General features: G+C 65.1%; 22 protein-coding genes and 1 pseudogene. 11 read left to right on the top strand and 12 right to left on the bottom strand.

The window, feature by feature from the left end; all coding sequences use genetic code 11:
- Window positions 1-38: 38 nt before the first annotated feature.
- A complete protein-coding gene (gene ettA, locus R2J76_RS10875) occupies window positions 39-1,721 on the bottom strand; it encodes an energy-dependent translational throttle protein EttA (RefSeq protein ID WP_316415873.1) in 1,683 nt (560 codons plus the stop codon).
- 129 nt (window positions 1,722-1,850) lie between these two features.
- On the opposite strand from ettA, the gene R2J76_RS10870 reads away from it, so the two are divergent.
- From R2J76_RS10870 to R2J76_RS10855, 4 genes are all read left to right on the top strand, one after another.
- Window positions 1,851-2,672, top strand: coding sequence for an ATP-binding protein (locus R2J76_RS10870; RefSeq protein ID WP_316415872.1), 822 nt, complete (start codon window positions 1,851-1,853; stop codon window positions 2,670-2,672).
- A 74-nt stretch (window positions 2,673-2,746) separates the two neighbouring features.
- Window positions 2,747-4,435, top strand: coding sequence for a hypothetical protein (locus tag R2J76_RS10865; protein WP_316415871.1), 1,689 nt, complete (start codon window positions 2,747-2,749; stop codon window positions 4,433-4,435).
- 169 nt (window positions 4,436-4,604) lie between these two features.
- Window positions 4,605-4,973 (top strand): VOC family protein, encoded by a 369-nt coding sequence (locus R2J76_RS10860; protein ID WP_316415870.1) that lies wholly within the window; start codon window positions 4,605-4,607, stop codon window positions 4,971-4,973.
- A 47-nt stretch (window positions 4,974-5,020) separates the two neighbouring features.
- A complete protein-coding gene (locus R2J76_RS10855; protein ID WP_316415869.1) occupies window positions 5,021-5,473 on the top strand; it encodes a hemerythrin domain-containing protein in 453 nt (150 codons plus the stop codon).
- Here the strand turns inward: R2J76_RS10855 and ygfK are convergent.
- From ygfK to R2J76_RS10835, 4 genes are all read right to left on the bottom strand, one after another.
- Window positions 5,454-8,753, bottom strand: a complete 3,300-nt coding sequence (gene ygfK / locus R2J76_RS10850) for a putative selenate reductase subunit YgfK (RefSeq protein ID WP_316415868.1) — start codon at window positions 8,751-8,753, stop codon at window positions 5,454-5,456. The two genes, R2J76_RS10855 and ygfK, sit on opposite strands and share 20 nt — an antisense overlap.
- Window positions 8,754-8,758: 5 nt before the next feature.
- On the bottom strand, window positions 8,759-11,353 hold the full coding sequence (gene xdh / locus R2J76_RS10845) for a selenium-dependent xanthine dehydrogenase (protein ID WP_316415867.1): 2,595 nt from the start codon (window positions 11,351-11,353) through the stop codon (window positions 8,759-8,761).
- A 76-nt stretch (window positions 11,354-11,429) separates the two neighbouring features.
- Window positions 11,430-12,164 (bottom strand): GTP cyclohydrolase II, encoded by a 735-nt coding sequence (gene ribA / locus R2J76_RS10840; protein WP_316415866.1) that lies wholly within the window; start codon window positions 12,162-12,164, stop codon window positions 11,430-11,432.
- Window positions 12,161-13,213 (bottom strand): NAD(P)/FAD-dependent oxidoreductase, encoded by a 1,053-nt coding sequence (locus R2J76_RS10835; RefSeq protein ID WP_316415865.1) that lies wholly within the window; start codon window positions 13,211-13,213, stop codon window positions 12,161-12,163. Before R2J76_RS10835 ends, ribA begins: the two co-directional genes overlap by 4 nt.
- 56 nt (window positions 13,214-13,269) lie before the next feature.
- Here R2J76_RS10835 and R2J76_RS10830 point away from each other — a divergent pair, with 56 nt between their 5' ends.
- Window positions 13,270-14,121 carry an MBL fold metallo-hydrolase gene (locus R2J76_RS10830; RefSeq protein ID WP_316415864.1) on the top strand — a complete coding sequence of 284 codons (852 nt, stop codon included), beginning with the start codon at window positions 13,270-13,272 and terminating at the stop codon, window positions 14,119-14,121.
- A gap of 234 nt (window positions 14,122-14,355) precedes the next feature.
- Here the strand turns inward: R2J76_RS10830 and R2J76_RS10825 are convergent, their stop codons facing one another.
- The 4 genes from R2J76_RS10825 to R2J76_RS10810 all read right to left on the bottom strand — a co-directional run bounded on the left by R2J76_RS10825 (window position 14,356) and on the right by R2J76_RS10810 (window position 18,052).
- Window positions 14,356-14,688, bottom strand: a complete 333-nt coding sequence (locus R2J76_RS10825) for a TfoX/Sxy family protein (RefSeq protein WP_316415863.1) — start codon at window positions 14,686-14,688, stop codon at window positions 14,356-14,358.
- A 388-nt stretch (window positions 14,689-15,076) separates the two neighbouring features.
- Entirely contained in the window at window positions 15,077-16,330 is a 1,254-nt protein-coding gene (locus R2J76_RS10820; protein WP_316415862.1) for a serine/threonine-protein kinase, read from the bottom strand.
- 66 nt (window positions 16,331-16,396) lie between these two features.
- Entirely contained in the window at window positions 16,397-16,924 is a 528-nt protein-coding gene (locus tag R2J76_RS10815; protein ID WP_316415861.1) for a hypothetical protein, read from the bottom strand.
- 12 nt (window positions 16,925-16,936) lie between these two features.
- Complete coding sequence (locus R2J76_RS10810; RefSeq protein ID WP_316415860.1) at window positions 16,937-18,052, bottom strand: RHS repeat-associated core domain-containing protein; 1,116 nt, start codon at window positions 18,050-18,052, stop codon at window positions 16,937-16,939.
- A 334-nt stretch (window positions 18,053-18,386) separates the two neighbouring features.
- On the opposite strand from R2J76_RS10810, the gene R2J76_RS10805 reads away from it, so the two are divergent.
- Entirely contained in the window at window positions 18,387-19,472 is a 1,086-nt protein-coding gene (locus R2J76_RS10805) for an IS256 family transposase (RefSeq protein WP_449405577.1), read from the top strand.
- 266 nt (window positions 19,473-19,738) lie between these two features.
- Here the strand turns inward: R2J76_RS10805 and R2J76_RS10800 are convergent, their stop codons facing one another.
- The 3 genes from R2J76_RS10800 to R2J76_RS10790 form a co-directional block, all read right to left on the bottom strand.
- Window positions 19,739-21,040 carry a hypothetical protein gene (locus R2J76_RS10800; protein WP_316415859.1) on the bottom strand — a complete coding sequence of 434 codons (1,302 nt, stop codon included), beginning with the start codon at window positions 21,038-21,040 and terminating at the stop codon, window positions 19,739-19,741.
- A gap of 799 nt (window positions 21,041-21,839) precedes the next feature.
- Complete coding sequence (locus R2J76_RS10795) at window positions 21,840-23,060, bottom strand: tyrosine-type recombinase/integrase (protein ID WP_316415858.1); 1,221 nt, start codon at window positions 23,058-23,060, stop codon at window positions 21,840-21,842.
- Window positions 23,061-23,063: 3 nt separating this feature from the next.
- A complete protein-coding gene (locus R2J76_RS10790; protein WP_316415857.1) occupies window positions 23,064-23,513 on the bottom strand; it encodes a helix-turn-helix domain-containing protein in 450 nt (149 codons plus the stop codon).
- A 273-nt stretch (window positions 23,514-23,786) separates the two neighbouring features.
- Here R2J76_RS10790 and R2J76_RS21580 point away from each other — a divergent pair.
- From R2J76_RS21580 to R2J76_RS10770, 5 genes and pseudogenes are all read left to right on the top strand, one after another.
- Window positions 23,787-23,963 (top strand): annotated as a pseudogene (locus R2J76_RS21580) (helix-turn-helix transcriptional regulator); the annotation flags it as partial.
- 108 nt (window positions 23,964-24,071) lie between these two features.
- Window positions 24,072-24,293, top strand: coding sequence for a hypothetical protein (locus R2J76_RS10785; RefSeq protein WP_316415856.1), 222 nt, complete (start codon window positions 24,072-24,074; stop codon window positions 24,291-24,293).
- A 62-nt stretch (window positions 24,294-24,355) separates the two neighbouring features.
- A complete protein-coding gene (locus tag R2J76_RS10780; protein WP_316415855.1) occupies window positions 24,356-24,655 on the top strand; it encodes a hypothetical protein in 300 nt (99 codons plus the stop codon).
- Window positions 24,656-25,021, top strand: a complete 366-nt coding sequence (locus R2J76_RS10775) for a hypothetical protein (protein WP_316415854.1) — start codon at window positions 24,656-24,658, stop codon at window positions 25,019-25,021.
- A gap of 14 nt (window positions 25,022-25,035) precedes the next feature.
- Entirely contained in the window at window positions 25,036-25,785 is a 750-nt protein-coding gene (locus R2J76_RS10770; protein ID WP_316415853.1) for a hypothetical protein, read from the top strand.
- The last annotated feature ends 15 nt before the right edge of the window (window positions 25,786-25,800 follow it).

The following is a 25,800-nucleotide window of genomic DNA, read 5'->3' as shown; positions in this document are numbered from 1 at the left end:
GAACCCGCGCACGGTGAATATCCGGTGCCTTGGCCGGATCAGCGGGTGAGCTTCCGGTAGTGGATGCGGTGCGGGCCCGCGTCCAGGCCCAGCTGCTCGCGACGATAAGCCTCGTACTGGGAATAGTTTCCGTCGAAGAATTCAACCCGGCTATCACCCTCGAAGGCCAGGATGTGGGTGGCCAGGCGATCCAGGAACCAGCGGTCGTGGCTGATGATCACGGCCGATCCGGCGAAGGCCTCCACCGCCTCCTCCAGGGCCCGCATGGTGTTCACGTCGAGGTCGTTGGTGGGTTCGTCGAAGAACAGCACGTTGGCGCCGCTCTTGAGGGTCAGGGCCAGGTTCAGGCGGTTCTGCTGGCCGCCGGAGAGCTCCCGCACCTTCTTGGTCTGGGATTCGCCGGAAAACCCGAACTTGGACATCCAGGCCCGGCCATTGACCAGCTTGCCGCCCATTTCGATCAGGTCCGAGCCGCCGGTGACGGCTTCATAGACGCTCTTGTCGGGGTCCAGGCCCTCCCGCAGCTGGTCCACCACGGCCATCTTCACGGTTTCGCCGATGCGGATGGTGCCGGCGTCGGGGGCCTCCTCCCCCGCGAGCATGCGGAAGAGGGTGGTCTTTCCGGCGCCGTTGGCGCCGATGACCCCCAGGATCCCGCCCCGGGGGATGGCGAAGGTGAGGTCCTCGAAGAGCACCTTGTCGCCGTAGGCCTTGGAGACCCCCTGCACCTCGGCCACCAGGTCCCCCAGGCGGGGGCCGGCGGGGATGTAGATCTCCAGCTCCTTCTCCCGCTGGACGCTCTCCTCGCTCAGGAGATTCTCGAAGCTGGAGATGCGGGCCTTGCTCTTGGCGTGCTGGCCCTTGGGGGACATGCGGATCCACTCCAGCTCCCGCTCCAGGGTCTTCTGCCGGGCCTTGTCGGATTTCTCCTCCTGGGCCAGGCGGGCCTGCTTCTGCTCCAGCCAGCTGGAATAGTTGCCCTTCCAGGGGATGCCCCGTCCGCCGTCCAGTTCCAGGATCCACTCCGCCACGTGGTCCAGGAAGTACCGGTCGTGGGTGATGGCGATGACCGTGCCCTCGTAGCGCTGGAGGTGCAGCTCCAGCCAGGCCACGCTTTCCGCGTCCAGGTGATTGGTGGGCTCGTCCAGCAGCAGGATGTCGGGCTGCTGGATGAGGAGCCGGCACAGGGCCACCCGGCGGCGCTCGCCCCCGGACAGGACGCTCACCGGGGTTTCGGGATCCGGGCAGCGCAGGGCGTCCATGGCCTGCTCCAGCTGGGTGTCCAGGTCCCAGCAGTCCAGGGTGTCGATCTGGTCCTGCAGCTCGCCCTGGCGCGCCAGGAGGGCGTCCATGTCCGCGTCGGGCTCCCCGAAGAGCTCGCTGATCTCGTTGTATTCCTTCAGGAGGGCCACCTTGAACGCGGCCCCCTCCTCCACGATCTCCCGCACGGTCTTGGTGTCGTCGAGCTTGGGTTCCTGCTCCAGGAGCCCGGTGGTGTAGCCCTTGCTGAGCACCGCCTCGCCGTTGAAGTCCTGGTCCACGCCGGCCATGATGCGCAGCACCGTGGACTTGCCCGAACCGTTGAGGCCCAGGACGCCGATCTTGGCGCCGTAGAAGTAGGACAGGGAAATATCCTTGATGACGGGCTTGTTGTTGTAGAACTTGCTCACCCGCATCATGGAATAGATGATTTCGGGCTGGTCGGGGGTCTTCTTGGCCATGAATGGTCTCCAGGCACCATCATAAGGCAGGGGGCGGGGATTCCCCCCCGGGCGATTTCCGGCCGGTTCTTGATGCAGATCAAGGCGCGGTCCGCGTGCGTCCGCCATCCTGGAACCTCGGGAGACGCCATGGAACGCCAGATCATCCGCATCGACGAGGAGCTGTGTGACGGCTGCGGCCTTTGCGCAGAGGGCTGCCCCGAAGGGGCCCTGCAGATCATCGACGGCAAGGCCCGCCTGGTGAGCGAGATCACCTGCGACGGGCTGGGAGCCTGCATCGGCGAGTGCCCCCAGGGGGCCATCGCCGTGGAGACGCGCGAAGCCGCCCCCTACGACGAGCGCCGCACCCTCGACAACATCCTTCCCATGGGCCCCAACACCCTCAAGGCCCACCTCAAGCACCTCCACCACCACGCCCAGACCGCGTACCTCCGGGAGGCCGAAGCCTACCTGGCCGAGCTCAAGGTCGCCATTCCCGCCTACAAGGAGAAACCCATGGGCTGTCCCGGTTCCGCCCCCCGCACCCTCGAACGCGCCGCGGCCCCCGTGGCCGCCGAGGGCCTCCAGAGCCAGCTCACCCACTGGCCCGTGCAGATGCACCTCATCTCCCCCCTGAACCCGGTCTTCCACAAGGCCGATCTGCTCCTGGCCGCCGATTGCGTGGCCTTCGCCCTGCCCGACTTCAACCAGAAGTGGCTGCCCGGCAAGAAGGTGGCCATCGCCTGCCCCAAGCTGGATTCCAACCAGGAATCCTACGTGGCCAAGCTCACCGCCCTCATCGACGAGGCCCAGGTGAACACCATCACTGTGATGATCATGGAGGTGCCCTGCTGCGGCGGCCTCCTGCGCTGCGCCCAGGTGGCCTCCCAGGCCGCCCAGCGCCGGGTGCCCCTGAAGGTCGTGGTGGTCGGCGTGGACGGCGAGGTGCGCAAGGAGGAATGGGTCGCCTGAGGCGGCACGTCCGGGCGGGAAACCAATCGGTAAAAATCGGCATCCCCTGTTTCGAACGACCCGAGGGAGTGCCCATGACCGTCCGACTGATCCCCCGTTACGTCTGCCTGCGCGGCGTAACCCTTGTGCTCCTGGCCGGGACCCTGGCCCAGGCCGGGCCCCCGGCCCGGCGGAAGGCGCCGGCCCCTTCGGGGCGCCCGGGATTCTGTTGCATGCTCCTGCTGGGCCTGGGCGCCCTGATGGATCCCGCCGCGCTGCCGGCCCAGGCCCGGTCCAACCCGTTCCTGGAGGATCCGGCCCTGAACGGGTTCCAGGCGCTGGGCCCCCTTTGCGGGCCGGCCGCCATGATGGGCCATGCCCTGGGCCCCTGCGATCCCCACTACCGGACCGGAATCCAGGCCCAGGCCCTGCGCGTGTTCGCGGATGCGCGGCACCTGTTCCAGAACCCGGAGGTCCTGGGCCCCGGATGGTGCCTGGAGGGAGAGGCGGCCGATGAGGCCAAGGAGCGCCTCGCGTTGACCCAGAGCAATCAATTGGCGGATTTCGATCGCCTGTCGGCCCAGGGCGGGGCCCTCATGTACCAGCTCAACCGGGACGCCTACGCGCTCCAGTCCGCCGGGGCGGGCCTGCGCCTGGGTCAGGCCGCCCTGCAGGCCAACGGAAACCATTCCGCCGCGGCCGCCGTCCTGGGCCTGGTGGGCGACAGCCTGATCGCCGTCAGCCTCGAATTGGAGGCGGACGGGGATATCTTCGGGGAGGTGGCGGCCCTGTCGGGGGCGAGCCGGGCCGTCTACCAGCGGTATGCCAACAGCCAGGAGAATGCCTGGCTGAACTGCACCGGGGCGCCGCCCGGGACGCCCGACTCCGGCGATACCGCCCTGGAACCCCCCATGCCGGCCATGGCGACGGCCCTGGCCGGGTTGACCGAAGGATGCACCTTGGCCGCCCGGCACCACCTGATTCTTCCGGTGTGCGAGCGGGGCGTGGCGGAGGGGTTCAGGGCCCGGAACGTCACCATTTCCCACCTCTACCGCCATGGCATCGCCTGCCTGACCGCGGGCATCCTCAGGGGCCGCCAGGCACCCTGCCCCACCTCCCCTCTGGCCGATTCCCGCACCCGCAGCGATACCTTCGCCACCTTCGACGAATTCGCGGCGCTGGTGACGGCGGCGGGGACCCGGGCCCTGGGCCTGGGCAACAGCCTGTTCGCCGGTTCCCGCCTCCTCCTCATCGCCAGCACCGCCGCGAACCAGGCCGGCTCCGCCGCTTCGGCCGCGGACCTGGCCGCCGCGTCCGACGGGGTGGCCCTGGCCGGCACCAGCGTTTTCACCCAGGCCTTCGATCTGCTGCGGATCTCCGCCCTGTCCCGCGTCTGGCTGGCGGACCTCATCCAGGCCTTCAACGCGGAGAGCCTGGATCAGTTGGATGACCGCGAATCCGAGGCGGCCGGAGCACCGACCCTCGCCAGCTCCTCCACCGCCCTCGCCAACCTTTCCGCTTCCCCGGCCGACCCGTCCACCGGCACCTCCTCCTCCTCGTCCTCCTCCTCCACCGCGCCCCCCATTCCTTTCGTTCTGGCGGTGTCCGGCACCGAGGCCCCCGCCCCCGGCGAGGAGCCCTCGGTGATCCTCGTGACCGGCCTCCTGGAAGCCCCCGCCAGTTCCGGCCCGGCCCAGGCCGTCCCCAACGGCGCCGGCAGAACCCAGGCCAGCGGCCTATGGACCCTGCTCCGGCGTCTTGTCCCTTGCCCCACCCGCCCCTAGAGTTCGGTTCTTCATCCCTTTCATCCCCTCCATCACCTTCATCCCCGTTCCCGCAGGGCCAGCCGCGGGGTGGGTCGGCGCGCCCGGATGAAGGGTATCCAGCCGATTCCAGTTGAAATTCCCAACGCCCCCATCCAAAATTCGAGTCGCAATCTCAAGGAGGACGACCATGGGCAATCCGGTGGGCTGGTTCGAAATCTACGTTCAGGACATGGCCAGGGCCAAGGCCTTCTACCAGAAGGTGTTCCAGACCGAGCTGGCGTCCCTCAGCGCCGCCGAGCCGGAGATGTGGGCCTTCAACGGCGACATGACCAGCTACGGCACCCCCGGGGCCCTGGTGAAGATGGCGGGCTGCCCTTCCGGGGGCAACAGCACCCTGGTCTACTTCAGCTGCCAGGACTGCGCCGTGGAGGCCGACCGCGTCCTCAAGGCCGGCGGCAAGATCCTGAAGACCAAGACCTCCATCGGCGAGTACGGCTTCATCGTCCTGGCCTACGACACCGAGGACAACCTTTTCGGGCTGCATTCCATGGCCTGACGCGGGGCCCTTGACCGCCGTCAAGTCGCCCCGGGCGCCGGAGGTTCATGGTGGAGGTGGAGGCCGCCCTCCCCCTGAAAGGCACGACCATGAACCTCGACCGCTACCAGGAACACCACGCCGAAATCCACGGGCTCCTGGAGGACCTGAACCGCCGCCTCCAGCCCGGGGCCTTCGATGCCCTGGGGGCGCGGCAGCTGATGGTGACCCTGGGCGCGCGGCTCAACATCCACCTGGCCTTCGAGGACCGGGCCCTGTATCCCACCCTCCTCGGGAGCCCCGACGCCGCCGTGCGGGAGAAGACCACCGCCTACATGAACGAGGTGGGCGGCCTCAAGGAGGCCCTCACCGCCCACCTCAAGCGCTGGCTCTCCACCACCGAGGTGCTGGCCGCACCCGAGCCCTTCCGGGTGCAGACCCTGGACTTCCTGCGGGCCCTGGAGCGCCGCTTGCGGGCCGAGGACCAGGACTTCTACCCCTTCATCGCGACCCGGGCGTAGCCGCCAGGTCCGGCACCGACGCCGCCGCGTTGAGCAGCACCACGAGGGTTCCGTACGGCGCCAGATCCACCTCCGTGCCTTCGGGCAGGTTGCCCCGCACCTCCCAGTCCGTGATGGCCCAGGAACCGGGGCGGGCCCGGGCGGTGAAGGGGCCGCAGCGGTAGACGGTGCCGCCGGGCCCGGATTCCAGGCGGTGTTCCCGGCCCTGGAGGCGGGCCTCCAGCACCAGGTCCGCGCCGCGGCGCTCCATGCGGAAGGCGTCGTCCGCCGCCTCCCGGAAGCCGTCCCGGTCGATCCAGAACCGGGGCTTGTCGCGGTAGGGGGCGCCCGCGGTGGGGCAGAAGGAGGTGCAGTTGCCGCACTCGTTGCAGAAGTCGGCGACGTTGAAGGTCTGCACGGCCTGGGTCACGTCCAGGGTGCGGGTGCCCTGGAATTCCAGGCGGCCCTGGCGCTGCACCAGCACCGGCAGGGCCAGGCGCAGGGGGTCCATGGGGAAGGCCAGCATGGCCCGGTTGGGGCACACCGTGACGCAGAGGCTGCAGAGATCGTCGCAGTCCAGGCAGCGGGAGGCCTCCTTCGCGGCGGCCTCGGGGGTGATGGAGTGGAGCACCTCCTCGAAGCCGGCGCGCTCCGCCACGGGGAGCACGGGCACCTGCAGGGCGGGGACCACCCGGGCCTTGCGCTCCAGCAGGGCCGCGTGCGGCTCGCCCTTGGCCAGGAAGGGTTCCTCCGGCACGGATACGCCGTGGCGCCGGGCGATGGTCTCGGCCACGGCGCGGCCGTCGGCGATGGCCTCGATGATGGAGGAGGGGCCGTGCACCACGTCCCCCCCGGCGAAGAGCCCGGGCACGGAGGTCTCCCGGGTGGCGGGATCCACCCGGAAGGTGCCGTCGGGGCGCCGCGCCACCTCGAGCCCGTCCAGGAAGTCCAGCACCGGCTCCTGGCTGATGGCGGGGATGATGGTGTCGGCGGGGAGGAATTCCTCGCCGCCCTCCACGGGCACGGGGCGGGCCCGGCCCGAGGCGTCCCGCTCCCCCAGGGCCATGCGGGCGCAGGCCAGGCCCGTCACCCTGCCGCCGGCGGTCACCACGGAGGCCGGGGCCAGGAGGTCCCGCAGGCCCACCCCCTCCTCCAGGCAGTCCACCACCTCGGCGGGGTCCGCGGGCATCTGGGCCCGGGTGCGCCGGTAGACGATGGTCACGTCCCCGTCCTTCACCAGGCGCCGGGAGCAGCGCGCCGCGTCCATGGCGGTGTTGCCCGCGCCGATGATGATCACCCGCCTGCCCAGGTCCATGGGGGTGCCGGCCCGCACCCGGTCCAGGAAGTCCAGGGCGTCCACCACGCCCTCGGCCTCCTCCCCCGGGATGCCCAGGCGCTTTCCCTTCTGGGCCCCCACCCCCAGGAAGACGCAGGCGAAGTCCCGGCGCAGCTCGCCCAGGGTGCGCTCCCGCCCCAGGGCCTCGCCCAGGTGGAAGGTGACGCCCAGGTCCGCCAGGCGGTCCAGGTCGGCGCCCAGGGCCTCCCCCGTGAGGCGGAAGCCCGGGATGACGCCCGACACCATGCCGCCCAGCTCCCGCTTGGCCTCGAACACGTGGGCCTCGAAGCCGGCCTTGGCCAGGTAATAGGCGGCGGAGAGCCCCGCGGGCCCGGCGCCCACGATGGCCACCCTGAGGTTGCGCCGGGGACCGGGCCGCTCGGGGAAGGCCCCGCCCCGTTCGAAGGCGAAGCGCTTGATTTCCCGGATGGCCACGGGCGCGTCGTAGAACATGCGCACGCACTTCTCCGTGCAGGGGTGGTCGCAGACGCTTCCCGTGATGCCGGGCTGGGGGTTGGTGCGCAGGATCACCTCCATGGCCTCCCGGGGCCGGCCGTGGGCCACGAGCCAGAGGTAGTCGGGGATGTTCTGGTTGGTGGGGCAGCCGTCCACGCAGGGCGCGAAGATGCAGTCGAAATGGCCCAGGGCCCGGGGCCCCTTGAACCGCAGGGGCCGGGGGCGCCGGACGTAGGCGTCGTCCCCCGCGGCCTTCACCGCGTGGCGGGCCAGGTTGACGCGCGCGCCGTGGCCCCCGGAGGCCGCCAGGATGTAGGCGTCCAGGGTCGGGGCGCCGGCCATGGCCGCGTCCAGGTTGACCAGGTACTGCTGGAGCCGGGCGTAGCCCCCGGGCTTGAGCAGGTCCGTGCACACCGTGACCGGGCCCAGGCCGTCGGCCACCAGGGCCGGGAAGCTCCCCGCGTCGGCGCCGCCGCAGAAGCTCATGGGCACCTGGCCATCCAGCTCCTCCGAAAGGAGGTGGGCCAGGTTGAGGGTCAGGGGGTGCAGGGCCCGGCCGGAGAGGTACATCATCTTCTCGGCGGGGGGGAATACCGCGCGGTGGTTGCGCACCTCCAGGGTGTTGGTGAGCTTGAGGCCGAACTGCAGGGGCAGGTCCCGGGCCGTGGCGGCGAGGCCGCGGATCATGGCCACGGCCTCGTCGAACTTGGGATCGTGCTCGAAGGCGCTGTCGGGCACCTCGATGTCGAAGCCCTGGGTGGCGTTGAGCATCCCCCGCAGCCGGGGGGCCCCCAGGAGCGTGGGGTTGAGCTTGATCCAGGTGTGGACGCCCACCTCCGTAAGGAGGAAGGTGGCGATGCGCCCGATCTCGTCGGGGGGGCACCCGTGCATGGTGGAGAGGGTGACGTGGTTGGAGAGCTCGTCGGGGATGTCCAGGTCCCGCACGGCGGGGTAGACCCGCGCGACCCGGTCGACGGCGTCGGCCAGGGCCGCGCCCCCGTGGCGCATGGACGCGATGAAGCCCTGCACCCGGGGCGTGCGGATGCCCTGGAGGTCGTAGCCCACGCTCATGGCGAAATGGGTGCCCGGGCCCGGAAGGCCCAGCCGGTGGGCCAGGGCGTGCAGGAGCACCCAGGCGTTGAGGTACTCCGTGAAGGATTCCTCCAGCTTGAGCTCCTGGCTCCATTCGCAGTTGTAGCCTTCGTCCTCCACGTCGATGCAGGGGCGGGCCACCTCGATCTCGTCCAGGATCTGCACGGTCTTGAGCTCGATGAAGCGCGCGCCGCAGAGCCAGCTGGAGACGATGTTCTGGGCCAGCTGGCTGTGGGGGCCCGCGGCCACGCCCAGGGGCGCGGCGACGGTGTGGCCGAAGAGGGTGCGGGCCATGGCGGGGGTGGGCACCTGGAAATTGGCCTTGGGGATCCCCATGACCGTGTCGCGGGCGTCCAGCTCCCGGAAGATCCATCCGGCGAGCATCTCGAGGGGGGCGGGGCGGAAGGGCTTGCCCATGGCGCTCACTTCCCCCGGCCCAGGAGCCGCAGCTCCCTCAGGGGCAGGGCCGTGCGCCTCACGCCGTCGAACTGCCGCAGGGCGTTGGCCACCGCCGGGGCCGTGGGCACCAGGCCGATCTCCCCCACGCCCTTGGCCCCGTAGGGGCCGTGGGCATCCGGCACCTCCACCCCGATCACGTCCAGTTCCGGCATATCCCGGGTGCGCAGGATCCCCAGATCCGCCATCTTCCAGGACACGGGCCAGCCGTCACGGTAGGGGAAATCCTCCGTGATGGCGTAGCCCAGCCCCATGTGCAGGGAGCCCTCGATCTGCCCCTCGAAGAGCGTGGGGTTCATGATCCTGCCGGCGTCGTGGGCGGCGGTGACCCGGGTGATGCGCCCGGCTCCGTCCAGCTCCACCAGCTGGGCGGCGTAGCCGTACGAGTAGTGGGTGACGATCTCCCGGCCCTCGGGGGGCTCCTGGCCCACCTTGGTGGTCCAGTCGCAGACCCACTCGCCCCGGTACGTCCGCCCCGCCAGATCGGCCAGGGTGAGCCCCGCGGCCAGGTCCGCCTTCAGGCCCCGGGCGGCCTCGCGCACGGAGTTTCCCACCAGGGACGTGCCCCGGCTGGCGGTGGTCATGCCGCACCGGGTCTCGGCGTCCGTCTCCACCCGCACCTCGATGACGGCGGGGTCGATGCCGGTCTCGGTGACCAGGGTCTGCAGGGCCATGTTGTGGGCCCCCTGCCCCATTTCGCACCACCCGTGGTGCAGGACGACCTTCTGCGGGCCCAGGATCTCGATCTTGGCCATGCCGGAATCGGGCATGCCGCAGCCGATGCCGGTGTTCTTGATGCCCGCGGCCAGGCCCGCGTATTTCGCGGCCCGGAAGCGGCCCTCCAGGGCCTCCAGGCAGGCCCGCACGCCCACGCCGCTGCGCAGCACCTGGCCGGTGGCCGTGGCCTTGCCTTCGGTGAGGGCGTTGTCCCAGCGGAACTGCCAGCGGTCGAAGCCCCCCAGGGCGCACAGTTCGTCCACGCTGGATTCGATGCCGAAGGCGGCCTGGTTGGCCCCGAAGCCCCGCATGGCGCCGCAGGGGGCGTTGTTGGTGATGACGGCGGTGCCCTTCACGTGGACGTTGGGGATGGCGTAGGCCCCGGCGGAGTGGGCCACGGCCCGCTCGATGACCTTCATGCCCACGCTGGCGTAGGCGCCGGAATCCGAGTGCATGCGGGCCACCAGGGCCACCAGCCGGCCCTCCGCGTCGCAGCCCAGCTCGTAGTCCATGACGATGGGGTGGCGTTTGGCGTGGGTGCGCAGGGAGGTCTTGCGGTCGAAGCGGAGCATGACGGGGCGCCCCGTGGCCAGGCAGAGCATGGCGGCGTGGTGCTGGCCCATGAGGTCCTCCTTGCCGCCGAAGGCGCCGCCGTTCTGCACCAGCACCACGTTCACCAGGCGCTCGGGAAGGTCCAGGAGCTCGGCGATCTGCCGGCGGTCCTCGTAGCCGCCCTGGCCCCCGTCGAAGATCTTCACGCCGGCCTCGCCGTCCTTGGTCCAGGGCACGGCCAGGGCCGCCTCGGGCTCCAGGAAGGCGTGCTCGATGCGCTGGGTGGTGTAGCGCTGGCGGGTGACGTGGGCGGCGGTGCGCAGGGCCCCCTCCGCGTCGCCCAGGCGCACCTCGGTGACGGAAAGGACGTTGCCGTGGTCCGTGAGCTGGGGCGCCCCGGGTTCGAGCGCCTCGAAGATGTCCGTGACCGGCGGCAGCACCTCGTACTCCACCCGCACCAGGCCCGCCGCGGCCCGGGCGGCCTCCTCCGTGGAAGCCGCCACCGAGGCCAGCACGTCGCCGATGCACCGGGTCTCCTCCCCCTCCAGCACCATCACGGGCCAGTCCCGGTAGATCATGCCGTTGACCCGCCGGCCCTTGATATCCCGGGCGGTGAGCACCGCCAGCACCCCTTCCACCTGCAGGGCCTCGGTGGTGTCCACCCTCAGCACCCGGGCCCGGGGGTGGTCCGAGAAGCGCAGGGCCCCGTAGACCATGCCCGGCTCCACCATGTCCCCCACGAAGACCCGCTCCCCCAGCACCGCCTCCCGCGCCGTGTACTTGGGGTGCCGGGTGCCCACCGCGCCGGTGCCCCCGGGGAAGGCCACGGGCCTGCCCTCCCGCAGGGCCTCGGCCGCGCACGCCACCGAATCGATGACCTTCTTGTAGCCGGTGCAGCGGCAGAGGTTCCCGTTCAGGCCGTCCCGGATCTCCTCCCGGGTGGGGCCGGGGTTCTTCCGGAGGAGGGAGGCCGCCTTCATGACGATGCCGGGGGTGCAGAAGCCGCACTGCACGCCGCCTTTGAGGACGAAGGCATCCGCGAAGGCGTCCCGCTCCTCCGGGGAGAGCCCCTCCACCGTGGTGACCGTCCGGCCCGCCACGTCCTTCACGGCCATGCGGCAGCTGAGCCGGGCCTTGCCGTCCACCAGCACCGTGCAGCACCCGCAGATCCCCTCGCCGGAGCACCCGTCCTTGGGGCTCTTGAGCCCGGCCACGTCCCGGAGGTAGGCCAGGAGCTCCTGCCCGGGATCCCCGTCGAAGGTCCTGTCCTGGCCGTTGAGCGTGAACTCCATGGGATCCCCTTCCAGATATGTGTCCTTGGACTCCACCTGGGGGGATTTGGTGACAGGTTCAATGAATCATTGCCGGTCACTCGGCTCCGGGCATGCCCTCCACGATCACGGGGTCGCTCTGCTCCTGCAGGTGGGGGGTGCCGGAGAAATCGATGTAGTGGCCCGAGCGCCGGGCCTTGGTCTCCAGGTAGAAGCGGTTGTGGACGTTGGGGGGCAGGAGGTGCGGCAGGCGCCGGCTGACGTTCACGCCGTAGCGGGTGAGCTGCTCGATCTTGGTGGGGTTGTTGGTCATGAGGTGGATGGAGCCGATGCCCAGGCTGTGGAGCATGTGGGCCGCCACGGCGTAGTCCCGCTCGTCGTCCCGGAAGCCCAGGGCGAGGTTGGCCTCCACGGTGTCCAGGCCCTGGTCCTGGAGGGCGTAGGCGCGGATCTTGTTGGCCAGGCCGATGCCCCGGCCCTCCTGGCGCATGTAGAGCACCACGCCCCGCTCCAGCTGGCCGATGCGGGAAAGGGCCGTCTCCAGCTGGTCCCGGCAATCGCAGCGCAGGGAGCCCACCACGTCCCCGGTGAGGCATTCGGAGTGCATGCGCGTGGGCACGTCCTCCGCCCCCACCACGTCGCCGTGGATGATGGCGATGTGGTCCTTCTGGTCGCGGTTGTTCCAGAAGGCCGCGATGCGGAAATCCCCGAAGCGGCTGGGGAGCTTGGCCACGGCCACGATGCGCACGCACACCTGGTCGGGTCCGAAGCCCTTGCATTCGTGGTCCCGGTCCCGCTCGACCAGTTCGTTCAGCTTGGAATCCATGCTCATGAAGGCTCCTGCAGGAAGCGATCCGCCAGGCGGATCCCGGAAAGCCAGGCGGCCTGGAGGCCCCCTCCCGGCGAAAACACATCCCCGGCCAGCCCCAGGCGGGCGCCCCCCGGGAATTCGATGCGCAGCGGCTCCGCGAGCTCGCTGGTGGGTCCCAGCCGGGCGTAGCGCCAGCGGTGGGGGTAGGTCCAGAGGGGCGTGGCGGCCCAGGGCCCTAGGTGCCCGGCGGCCTCGTCCAGCAGCTCCCGGCCCCACTGCTCCGTGGGGGCGTCCAGGTGCTGCCGGGACCACTTCGGCCGGGCCTGGGCCACGAAGGTGCGGAACCGGGGCGCCGCGCGCTTGGTGGAATCCTGGGCCACCAGCTGCAGCGCGTCGGAGGCCTCCGGGTACAGCACGTCCCAGGCGGGCACCGGCGCGTCCAGGGCATAGCCCGCCATCACCGTGAGGCAGGGCACGCTGCCGAAGAGGCCCAGGAGGGCCCGGAGGCCCGCGGCCTGGGGAAAGGGCTCCAGGGTGTCCAGGAGCCGGCGGGTCTGCTCCAGGGCCAGGGCCAGGACCAGGTCCCGGCACCGCAGGGGCGGGCCGTCGCCGGCCACCACCTCGAAGCCGCCCGGGACGGCCCGGATGCCCGTCACCCGGGTCTCCAGGCGGATCTCCAGTCCCCGGGCCAGGTGCCGGGGAAAGGCCTTCATGCCCTCGGCGAAGGCCACCCGCCGCACGGTGGGTTCCAGGGCGCCGGGCTGGCAGGGGGGACCCCCACCCTCCACCCGCCGGGGCCAGTCCCGCAGGGGTTCCGCCTCCACCTCCCGCAGGGCCTTGAGAAAGGCCGGATGGTGCCCGTGGGCGAAGAGGGGCCCGAAGTCCACCCCCTGCCCGTCGAAGCGCCGGGTGGCGCAGCGCCCCCCGATGCCGTGGGCCCGCTCCAGGACCACCACCTGGCGCCCGGCGCTACGCAGGGCCCCCGCGCAGGTGAGCCCCGCCACGCCCGCACCCACCACCAGGGTCTCCAGGAGGGGGGACGGCGCCCGGGTGGGGGAGGAATCGACCATGCGGAAGTCTAACATCAGGGCCTGACGCCCATGGTGGGCAGGAGTAGAATCCCGTCATGCGAATCCTCCTGCCCTGCCTCGCCACCCTGATCCTCAACGCCCAGGCCCCCGTGCCCCTTGGTCGCATGACCGTTCAACCCCTGGTGGACGGCACGCTCTCCCTGGAGGCCTCCCTCCTCAAGGACATCCCCCCGGCGGAGGCCGTGGGCCTCCTGGGCGGCCGCAAGGCCGCCAGCACCCCCGTGAACGCCTTCCTGGTGCGCATGCCCGGCCGGACCCTCCTCGTGGACACCGGCATGGGCAAGGACCCGGACGTGGATTCCGGCCACCTGCTCACCCAGCTGGCAGCCGCCGGCCTGAAGCCGGACCAGGTGGACATGGTGCTCATCACCCACTTCCACTTCGACCATGTGGGCGGCCTCCTCCGTCCCGACGGCACCCGGGCCTTCCCCCGGGCCAAGCTCTGCGTTTCCAGGACCGAGCACGACCAGTGGACGACGAAGGCGGGCCTGCCCGAGCGCCTTTGGGACCGCATCCCCAAGGTGAAGGCCATCTTCGCCGCCTACGGCAAGGATGTGACGCTCCTCGGGGACGGGGCCACCCCCGCCGAAGGGGTCACCGCCCTGGCCGCCCCCGGCCACACCGCGGGCCACATGGTCTTCGCGTTCCGCTCGGAGGGCAAGGAACTGTGGTGCATCGGGGATCTCATCCACTTCGGGGCCGTGCAGTTCGCCCGGCCCAAAACGGGGATCGTGTACGACCTGGATGGGGAGCGGGCCGTGGCTTCGCGCCTGGACTTCTTCCGCCGGGCGGCGGCGGCCCAGGCGGTCCTGGCCGGCGCGCATCTGCCGAAGCTGGTGCGCATCGTGCCCGAGGGCGAAGGCTACCGGACCGTCAACGTCGACTGACCGTTCTTTATCCTGGTTTTCCCCTGGATCCTGTTTATCCCCGTTTGAACTTCGCTGGGTTTTGTCGCCACCTTTGGGTCAAGGCCGTCGAGTAACGTGCGCTCCGACCCACCTCCGCGCCAGCCCTGCGGAAACCGGGATGAACGCCGATGCATGGGATGAATGGGGATCCGCGCAACCTGGAACAGCCCCCTCATCGCGATTTCTAGGCACCTAGGGTTTGCCGACCCACGCCTAGGAACGGGCCTTGGTCTTCTTCCGGGGCGCCTCCAGCCCGTCCGCCGTGACCCGGGCCAGGGCCGCCAGACGCTCCCGGTCGTCCCAGTCCTCCTCCGGGATGAGCAGGCACGGCTTCGCGCCTGGATAGGGCGGCGCCTCCGTCACCGCGCCCAGCAGCTCCCGGCCCGCGGGTGTGGGTTTGAGGAACAGCCGGTCATCGCAAATCAGGGCGAACATCTTGCCGTCCAGGAAGACCCCGTACTCCCCGAACATCCGCTTGGCCGACACGGCCCCCGCGTCCCCCATCTGGTCCAGGATGAAATCGACGGTGCGCTGCTGGGTGGCCATGGGGTACCTCGGAGGGGTGCAAGCATTATCCCAGCCCCCGCGGCCAAGGCCAGCCCGCCGTTGGGGACCCCGGGGCAGCTCGCCCGGTCCGGCAGGGCCGACTACCCTGGCCTCAGTCGCGAAAAGCGAGCGCCCCACCCGGGGCGATCGAATGCACGCCAACCGCGCCACCTGGGTTTGGCCAGCGTATCCGGAACCGATCGAATGCACCCCCCCCGCGTCCCTGCGCGCCGGGTGGTCGCCACGACAGGAGCGCGCCCATCCGGGGGGTCAGTTTCTGATGGCCTATGACAATGGGCGATCTCAAGCGACCCATGAGCCTACCCGCCATCAAGCTACGCTTTAACGCACGCCTGCCGAAAGGACACAATGTTTTCCATCAGACTGTTCAGATTCGAATATTTCGCAGCAAGTTCACTCGACGTTCTTCAGCTTCTCGCTCTTGCCGCTGCTTTGTCTTTCGTTCGGCTTCTGCTCGCTGGTTAGCATCTTCCAATTTTTGTCTAAGGCGTTGAGTTGCCATCGGAAGCCAAGGTTTGAACAGATCGATGATTTGTTGGACTTGATATTCCTGGGCAGCAACCGTTGCCCTATTACCCTTAAAGAAAAATGTTTCTGGACCCTTCCCCATAACCGATGAATAACTGCCCCGTAGGTCTTTTACCGCTGCGATCCATTCATAGGAAACCGGGCGATCAAGGATCAGCGTTAGATTCTCCCCATCCCAATCAAAGTTCACTAGCTTTGGTGGCTCGAATGCTAATGGATCGTCCACCTTGCCTTCTGGAATTACTGTGTTGTCGATTTTGCTCAATCGCTGAAGAGATACAGCTTTAGATTGGTAGCGCTGGATTAAAGCCTTGATTTCTGCGATGGATCCGGGTCTATCTTGTGGTTGTTGTTTCAGCATCTTCGTGACGATCTCATCCAGGAACCCCATCTCAGGGAAGACACTGGCTATGGTCTTGTAGTCCGTTCCATGCGGCACGGCACCGGTATACATCTCATTCAGCATCAGCCCCAGGGCATAGAGGTCAGAACCAACGCCCGCCTCCTTCCCAGGGGTTCTCTGCTCTGGGGCGGCGTATTGGAAGTTGGCGAGCCTCTGAGCCGGTGAGGTTTCGACCAGCGTGGCGATGACGTCCTCATTGAACTTGGCGATCCCGAAATCGGCAATCGCGGGAGTCTTACCGCCTGCGTCCAGTAGGATGTTCTCCGGCTTGAGGTCACGATGCACCACCTTCTGAAGATGCGCTGCCTCAACGCCGTCTAGAAACTGAGCAAACAAAGGAAGAACGTCACCCGGTTTCATCCCGTCCTTCATCAACTGACGGAGGCTTCTGCTGTATCGCGGCATCACGTAGAACGGTCCCTTGATACTGCCACTTGTCGCGATCCCGTGGTCCAGGACCGTGACGATGTTTGGGTGATTGTTCCGGGCGAGGAAGGCTATCTCGTTTTTGAACCGCCCCCGCTTCTCCTTGGATGCTCTCTCCTCAGACAGGACCTTCAGTGCGATGGGTCTCCCATCTAGTCCGGTCCCGCCATAGACCCGACCAGCCCCGCCCTCGCCAATTAGCTCGGTGACTTCATAGCTACCGAATGTCGTCTCGAATGTGGCTGGAGTCTTTAGCTTCGACATTTGAACAGGAACCTTCCTTCAGTGCTGTGGGCCTGCTGTTGCTTGCTACTGGGGTTGGAGGTGAGGTCAGTTGGGGGAAGAAGTGCTTGATGGGGCTGGCTGCACACTTCTCAAATACAAGGTGGTCGCATAGTCGAAGATTTTTTTCTTGTCGGATTCCGAAAACCTTCGCTTCCCCGGTGTCACTCCGTCAGCCTTGTAGTAGCCCATGTTTTGTAGTGTCTTCAGAAGCTCTGTGTGATGCTGCTTCCCATACCATGGCTTCAGAAACGGATAGTCAGTAGAGGCAATTCCTGAAACACGAACGTAGAGAGACATGGTGGAATCCCAATTCGGTTCAGACTTCATCTGCTCCCAGATAAAGGGTCCCTTTTCATTCATTTCTAGGGTTAACTTAAGAACAATGCGAAATTTCTCAAAATCAGGGAGTCTCGCGTCCTTTGCTGCTCCCCATGCAAGGGCAATTCGGTCCTTGTCGGATTTCAATTGGGCAACCTTCTGATATTCGACTGGTAAAGGGATTTTATCGAGGTTCTGGGCGCTCGCTGTCATTGTAATCACCCCAATAATTAATGAACGAATTCGGATAAGCATATTCACCCTCCCTCAATTTGCAGGCTTTCGCTTCTCTTCTTCCTTTTTCCTCAGATCTTCGACCTTCTTGTTGACCCTACCATCTACTGCCTTTACGCGCTTTGCAGCTTCTTCGAGCCGTTTCTTGGAAATGAACAATTCTTTCCCAACATGCGCGGCACCCTTCACGGCAGTAACCACATCCTGAACCCCTGCCCACTTTTGGAATCCCTCATGTGATGGGCTCGTCTCGTCGGCTACTGGATGTTGCGCAATCCCGACTAGCTCCAGAGCTTGGTTTTCAAGATTCGTCTTCTCATCCCCGGTTGCATTCTCTGAGGCGAATCGAAGCTGTGCTGCTTGATCGATTGTCTGTTCCACAAACGCATCACGGCTAGCTTTGGCATCGGAAGGGTCACCACCTCCGGGTGTCATGCTATGCCAGGGCGAGTTTGCGGGATCCTGACTGTTTGGGTAACGCGTACTAATCGCCCCCTTTCCGAGGTCGAAATCTCTACTCGCATTTTGAATGATCTTAATTTGCTCAGAGCTATACCTGCCCTCGAATGCTTTGGAAATTATTTTGTTATGAATTCCAGTTCTCCACTGCCCATTGGGATCGATGTTCATCGTCGGGTTGTTCTGAACATAGCTATAAATATTCCAGCTCTGCGTTTCCTCGAAGTGCTGGTCCCGCGCCGGGTCGGGGCTGAGGAACCTGCCATACCACGGGGCGTAGAAGCGAGCCTGCATGTAGATAAGTCCCGACGGATCGGTCTGCTCGTGGTTCGTGAACCCCTTGGCAAACTTCCCGGAAGTCGCGGAGTCAGCCAGAGCTTCGCCATATGGCAAAAACTTCTGTTGGGTTGGAGATGAAATGCCGTCCCAAACATAACGGGGACTCCCCAGGTGATCACAAATCGAAATTTGGGAACTGCCATCTGACGATATTTCACCGATTTCCTTGCTGCCAAGGTAGGCGATGTCCTTCTTCCAAACTGGCCTCGTAGGATCTGCAGAGTTCCCGCGCCAGAAAGCCAATCCCTCGAAAACCCCCTGAGCCCCTGGGTTGCATGGACCAACATTAATAAAGACATATGCCACCGTCGCACCGCTGGGCGCCGCCCCATTAGTTACAAGGGGAACCATGGTCGATCCATTTGTAGCTGCCCAAGACGCCCAACCGATTCCAGTTTGCGAACCAGAGTCGAATCTGACGCCTATAATTGCGTTTCCGGGTGGCATTCCGAGAGTCTTGGCGTTACAGGCTCCGGAAAAATAATGGTTGTGTATAAAAGCTTCTGTAAGTTAGCCCCCGCGCCATTCCAGGTGTCCGGGTAGCAAAGGGGCCACTGGCTCCAGTAGGTTTGAAGTTGCGAGCAAGCAAGCCTACGAAAGGAAGCCAATGGCCGAGTTGAAGTTTGAGGTCCCCGAGGGGACTGTGGAAGGACTGTTTTCGCAGCCAGGAGGCGAGGGCTTCCGAGTGCTGGTGGAAGCCGTGGCCCAGGCCCTGATCAACAGCCAGGCCGACGCCCATTTCGAGGCGCCCTGGAACGCCCGGGGCATGGAACGGCCTAACGGCTATCGCAATGGCTACAAGGATCGTGGCTTCCAGACCGTGGCCGGCGCCCTGGAGCTATCTGTACCGCAGGCCCGGAACGGCTCCTTCCGGCCGGCCCTATTCGAGCGCTGGCAGAGATCCGAGCGCGCCCTGCTGGCCGCTTGCGGCCAGATGGTGCTGGCCGGGGTGTCCAACCGGAACGTGAGCAGGCTGGCGGAGGAGGCCTTCGGGGCAGAGGTCAGTCCCAGCCTGGTATCCCAGATCCTAAAGGACATCGAGCCGGCCGTGGAAGCGTTTCGGACCCGGCCCTTGGGTGCCTTTCCGTATCTCCTCGTTGACGCCCGGTTCGACAAAGTCCGGGAAGGCCACCGCGTCCGCAGCCGGGCCTTCCTATGGGCTGCTGGGGTCAACGAGAAGGGGGAGCGAGAGGTCCTGGGCTGGCTGGATTGGGGCGGAGAGACCGAGGTGGCCTGGGAGGGCCTGTTCAAGGACCTGAAGGGTCGTGGCCTGCATGGGGTCGACCTGCTGGTCTCGGACGCCCACGAGGGCCTCTGCCAGGCCGCGACGAAGGCGTTTCCCGGATCGAGCTGGCAGGAGTGCCAGGCGCACTTCCTCCGCAGGTCGATCGAGCAGGTCAAGGCGGCGGACCAGAAGGCCTTCCGGGAAGACGTGAGGGCCGTGCTCCACGCCGTGGACTACGTCCGGTCGCAGGAGTTGCTCGGTCTGCTGAGGGCGCGCTGGGAGGAGAAATCGCCCAAGGCAGTGGACTACGTGGAGGAGCACCTGGACAGCCTCCAGGCCGTCCTGGCGCTACCCGAGGGCCATCATAAGCGGCTGCGGACGACCAATATGGTCGAGCGATTCAACCAGGAGCTGAAGCGAAAGAGCCGACTGGTGCGGGTTTGGCCCAATGCGGAAAGCCGGGAACGCGTCTACGGGGCGCTTCTCATGGAACAGAACGAGGCCTGGACCGGCCAGGCATGGGTGCACATGGGGGGACCGGCGTGATCTTGTTCCTATGGTCGCTCCATGCCCTGATGGCGCCGACCCATGCTCTGTGGAGCGTGCTCAGGCATGGAAAGCCTGTGGACTGCGCTTCGCGCACCGGCCCTGCGGGCCTGCCCGCACCCTTTCCACACCCTCGGGCTGCGCCTGGAGACCGCTGCGCGTTCTCCAAATGCCCCACAGCGGATGGTCATCAGCAGGAATCTGATCGGTTTCGCCGGGCCGGGCGGGGTCCGCCTGCGGCTGCCCGCCCTAGACTGAGGAAATCCCTACTGGAGCGGACTTACAGAAAATTCTGGACACAACTCAGCATATGTCAAGGAAATCGTCTGGTCAGAAATGTTATCGACAACCGAATCGACGGCACGGCTAATGAATCCATCAATCCCAAACCCCGGCTTCGTCCCAGCGGTATCTTCGCCTGCACTTCCGTAAGGTGCGACTCGATGAACACCACCAACGGTATAGGAAGGCTGATTCCCATTGCCTTGGTAGTTAACGCTAAATGAATTGCTCTCAGAGGTTCCAAAAGGAGTGGTGCCTGTTACGAGAATCGCCTGACCAGTGTCCGTGCTCCAGTCGCCAAGGTACCATTTTGCTAGGAAGGTGTCATTGGTCAGGTCATTTGTAAACTTAATCGCATCGCCTTGCCTGTTCCTGATGGAAGCTAGGCCAAAAGTGGCCCATCGGAAGGCCTGTACCTTCGGCGAATTCCTGTCCGTCTCATCCAGGGGAATCAGGCCGGTCTTCTTGGTGGCGCGGTATACAAATTCATACGCAATGTCGCCTTTAACAACAAGAATACGCCCGGGATACCGCGGGCAGGTGTTGTCGGAACTTTGCCCATTTCCAAGCTGGCCCGTAAGGGGAACACAGATCCGCGTATCTGCTTCCCCTGGCTTATACAAGCCAATAACCACCTCACCACTCTGTCCAAGCCTGACGTAGGGACCAGGATTTACATTGGTCGGAACGGCAATGTCGGTAGCCACCGACCAGCCTGCCGATGCCTCAAAGCCAAATGCCGCAATCGTAGCAACAGGATCCAATCCGGTAGACAATGCATTTGGCCCAGTGAAATCAATGGCGCCAAAATAGGATCCGCTAGTTCCGTCCGGAAGGCTATAATAAGTGAAGAGATCTGAATCCTCACGGGGGCCATTAGAACCGGCATTTGGGTTCGTTATCTCTGATGCATAGTCACAGATCGTCAGCTTAAGGTGCCCGGGGCTAAAATCCAAGCTGCCATTATGCGTTGTTTGGGTCCAACTACCCTCTGCAATACCTCCTGCGCTATTAACAGTTGTAGAGGACATCCCAGCAATTTGGGGCGCCCAGCGTCCACGAATAGTTGGGATCCATTTCGCTCCGCGGGCGCCAATCCCGGGTCCCATAGGGATATTGATGCTAAGCGCTCCCGTGGAAGACTCAACATCTGAAATACCATGCCAAGTTGCTGGGCTCTTGTTGCGATCGAACTTGATATCACCGAAATTTGATTGATAGGATTGGGCAATAAGATAAGAGCCTCCTGCGGCAAGCAATGTAAATGCCTGGAGGAAGAGCCGCATAGTCAATTTCCACATATGAGACTCCATTGAATGGAATTGAGCCACGAATTGTGATCAGGCCAACAGGAGGGATGGATCGTCGGAATGGACTCGGGACTTCTCGAGTCACAACCTTGACCATGGGCCCTGAAAAGAGGTGGCCGAAGAACTGCCGTTGATTGGTGATTTGAATGATGACACAAGCTGATTTCAGCGCAACCGCTCTTCATTAACGTCTTCAAGATTTCCATCCCTTTGTTGGCCGGTATCCCTTCAAGCAGGCCCCGAACGTCGCATCGCGGATTCGCTGGGTCCGCTGGGTCCGCTGGATGCGAACCCAGCGGAGCTTGCGAGGATCTGAGTCAGACGGGATGCAGGAGGGGCGGACTCTCGCCTTGGGAAACAGGTCGCATGAGAGATTTCAGTCAGAGTGGTCACGATCGTTGCCGCGAAATGGCAACCCGCATTGCGGGCGCCCTAGCTGATCGTGCGCCCGACGACGGCGGGGCGGAGGGAGCATTCTTCCGCAATGTTGGTGGGCGCCATCGAGGCATGCATAGGCGGGCCACTGCCGCGTGTTTTGTTTTAAGCACGTCCCCAGGTTCGCCAGGCACTCCCATTTCCAGGGGACCGCGGCAGCCCCCCCGGATATGAATACCCCGGAAAGCCCAAGTTCTACGGGCTATTCCGGACCTCCTCGGACTTCATCGGAGGGTTACTTGGTGGCCCCACAGGGATTCGAACCCTGGACCAAGCGGTTATGAGCCACTTTGTAGTTCCAACAACCTGTTATAAAACTTCATTTGTGGAATGTTGACTCTTAGGCGGGGACTATTTGGGGATTCGTGAACCCCATCCGCTCGGCCGCCTTGGCTTGATTTACGGTCTGGCCCTTGGGGCGCCGTCGGATGTAGTGCTTGAGGGTGATCTCGGGGTCGTCGTGCCCAAGCATCGCCGCGATCTCATCCAGGGTCGCCCCGATCTCCCATTGGGTGGTGGCGAAGGTCGCACGCAGAAGATGCGGATGGAGGCCGACGATTCCCAGTTCGGCTGCGCCCTTCTCTATGGCCCGCTTGGAGATTCCCTCCCTGTGGGCTCCGCCATGGCGAGACACCATCACCAGGCCCTTGGATGGGCGCTCACAGAATTCCCACCACTGGAGGAGGTAGGTTCGAAGCCAGGCGGGCATTTCGATCTCGCGCACTTCGCGGTCCTTCGGCCTCCAGTCGGTAGCCCGTGCATCGGCTATCACGATGACATTCTGCCGCCAGTTGACCCGCTCCCATTCCAGGTTGATGGCCTCTCCCTCGCGCAGGCCGACACCGAGCATGAGCCGGATGTAGATTCCCGGGTGACAGAATCGATCCCCCTTGCAGTTCTTCCGCATCGTATCGATTGGCGCGAGGAATTTTTGAACCTGCTCGGGCCAGAGAAACCCAGGAGCCTTGCTGGCGGGCTTGAGCCAGTTCCCCTTGGCCGAGAACGTCCGGTCCTGGATCATGCCCTCCGATTGTGCGAATCCCACCAGGGCCCGTAGCTGGACGAGGACCTTGTTCCATCCCCCGCCGCTGTGGGTCCGAACGGTGTGCCCCTCCCCCTTCTTGAACCCCTTCCCCGTCCCGCTCATGTATCGGTCCTTGAGCGTGCTGATCGCTGCTCCTTCGAGTTCAGTGATGGGCAGATCTTTCCACTCGTGGGTGTGATGGACCACCACCCCCTTCATCCATCGAACATGGCTCTTCGATACGCTGCTCGTTTTCTTCTTCTCCCATTCCTCCCAAACTTCGAAAAGCGTGTAGACCTTGGGTTTGACGGGCTCTGGAGGCGTTCGCCCGTAGAAGGCATCCGTGATCTGCCTCTTGAGTTGCGCGACGTGGGCTCGTGCCAGATCCTCGATCGGCGTTCCGGTGCTGCCCTTCTTGTGCTGGCCGCAGCACCTGAAGTCGAAGAGAAAATCACCACCTGGCGTGTTCTTATATATCCCATCGTGCATGATGGGCCGGCCGTCTTCGGTGAACCAAGCCTTCGCCCGACGAGCCATGGCCTAGCCCTTGATCAGGCCGAATAGAGCCTGCTCAACATCAACCTCATTCGGGTTCCGTTTCTCGCTCAGGGCCTTCATCGCCACCTGGAATACAACACGGGCGAGTGGATCGTTCTCCAGCTTTATCCCGCGGTCCAGGAGGGCCGCTTGCACCAGATCATGTGCGGGAACGAGGTATTGGTCGACCAGCAGATCGACCCCTTCGGTCGAGGTCAGCGAAAACGATTGGTCATCCCGCAATTCGCGCGGGCCGGATCCGGTCCTCAGCCACTCCTGATCGCATCCGAGGGCATTGGCAATTTTAATGCGAGTGCTGCCCCGCGGGACCGTCTCGTCGCGCTCCCACGCCGAGATGAGAGTCCGAGAGGTCCGGAGGATGCCTGCAAGGTCTTCTTGGGTGAAGCCTCGTGACTCCCGCGCCTCTTTGATCCGTTCGCCCACTGTTGACATCGGCCACCCCAAGAAAAAATTCAAGATCGATACTTGACCAATCGGTTGGTTCGGCCTAAATTCAATTCAGTTCGGAACGATACGAAATCAGTTCGTCGTCGAGGCCAAACTTACCGTTCTCTTCGAGGCCGGGCGGATTCGGTTCACCCATCCCTAAAAATAGCATGTCAACAGTCCAAGTCAATACTTGGTCAGTTCTTTTTCTGGCTACAGGTAAATGTTTCCAAGGCTCTGACGGAGCCCACCCGGCCGCAAAGGCGGCGAGGAGCTTACATGTCAACAACTTCAGGGGAGTTGATTCGCCGCGCTCGGACCGAAGCCGACATGAGCCAAGGGGAACTGGCTAGGCGCCTTGGTGTCACGAGGAGCCTCATTTGCCACTGGGAGGCGGGCCGGAAGACGCCCAAGGACCTCCGGCTCGTACTCCAAACCCTCGGAGTCCCGGAGGCGGAGCTCCCACCCCTGGAGGCCAGTGACCACCGTGCACCCAACTCACATCCCCCCATCCCGGCCAATCTCCCCCCGGCTGGGACTGCGGATGGGGATGATGAGCGCCTCGTGAGCCTTCGCACAATCGTCGCCTTCATCCATACGTTCTATGAGCCAAGAATCAACAATTCTCGTATTTACGAATGGCTTGCAGACGAAACCCTTCCCCCCTTCCCGGCGTATTTGAACCTGCTCCGGAAGAACAACAAGGGCGAGCCCACCCTGGCCTTCAAAAAATCGCAGGTCCGGGCCTGGTTCGAGACCGTTATCCGACCCGTGAAGGCCAGTTGAACCCCAAAAGAAAGGGGCCGTTCGCGCGGCCCCCGGATTTCCCTCTCTCGAAAGGAGAATCGATGGACCAAGAATCGCCCAAGCCCGCCACCGTGTCAATCCCGCAGGGGATGGCCGCACGGATTGAGCGCGCCGGAGTCTACCTGCAGGCCATGGGGTGGCTCGCCCTGCACGGCAAACTGACTGAGGAAAACCTCGCCACGATCGATCTGACCCTCAAGGACCTGCAGCGCCGGCTGTTCATCGCGCGGGTGGGCAGCCGCATCAAGGTCAACGTCCTGCTGTTCAAGGGGGCCCGCGAAGCGTCCCCCCGCACGCTCACCCCTGCGGGACCCGTGTGCCCCGCCATCAAGGAGGCCTAGATGGCCCAGAATCCTACCGAAATCACACTGGCCAATCTGGCCGGTGGCGCCCTCATGGAGTGCGCGACCCTGGAGTTCCGCAAGATCTGCGCGAACATCCAGGATCCCAACACCTCCGCTGAGGCCAAGCGCAAGTTGACCATCGTGGTCCTCATCGAACCGGACGCGAAGCGCTGCTCCGGACGGATCACCTACGAGGTCAAGTCCTCCATCCCCGGCCCCGACGCAGGCAAAACGGAGGCCTACATCGCGTTCGACCCCGGGTCCGAGTCCTACGGCCTCTTCGAGGTTGAGCGCCATCCTCCGCTCTTCAAACCCGAAGAGCCCCTCCCCAACGTCTCCGAACTCCCCGCCAAGCGCGCCTAAGAAAGGAACACCGCATGCTCAACGACGTCACCTCCGAGACCATCCAGAAGATCCTGGACATCTCCACCCCCAAGACCTACAACCTGAAGGATGTGCACGGCACCGAGACCGTCTTCTCCACCGAGGCGCTCCACCAGGTCCTGGCCGCTGCGCCGCCCCAGCCCAAACTCGTGGCTGTGAATACCCTCGCCGGGTTCTCGGAACTCATCCGCGCCAAGCTGGAAAACAAGGCCTTCTCCACCGAGTTCCTCATCCACGTGGAGTCGGAAACAACTGTGACCCTCAAGGCCAAGGAGACCGACGAATACGGTCGGCGTGTGGTGCTCATCCAGGCCCAGCCGGTGTCCTTCGACAAGTTCAAGTTCGGCCAGTGGATCGACCAGGAGTCCTTTTCTATCGCCATCGCCTCGCTCTTCGCGGAGAGCGAGGACAAGGACTACGTGCTCAACCTGGCATCCAGCATCACCAACGAGGCCACGAGCACGAGCGATGACAACGGGTTCACCCAGAAAGCCACTATCAAGGCCGGGCTCAGCCACAAGGCCCAGGTGACCATCAAGCCGCGAGTGGCCCTGGCGCCCTTCAGGACCTTCCCCGAGGTGGCCCAACCGGTATCCGAGTTCGTGTTCCGCGCCCGGATCACAGACAACGGCCCCGCCCTCATGCTCATCGAGGCGGACGGCGGCCGGTGGAAGGTGGACGCCATGAAGACCATCCGGGAGGCCATGGAGGGCTTCGGCCTGGAGATCCCCGTCATCGCGTAATCCGGGGCCTCGCGC

This window comes from Mesoterricola silvestris (assembly GCF_030295405.1).
GTDB classification, from domain to species: Bacteria; Acidobacteriota; Holophagae; order Holophagales; family Holophagaceae; genus Mesoterricola; species Mesoterricola silvestris.
The sequence above is the reverse complement of the archived record's forward strand: the minus strand, read 5'-3'. Positions and strand labels throughout refer to the sequence as shown.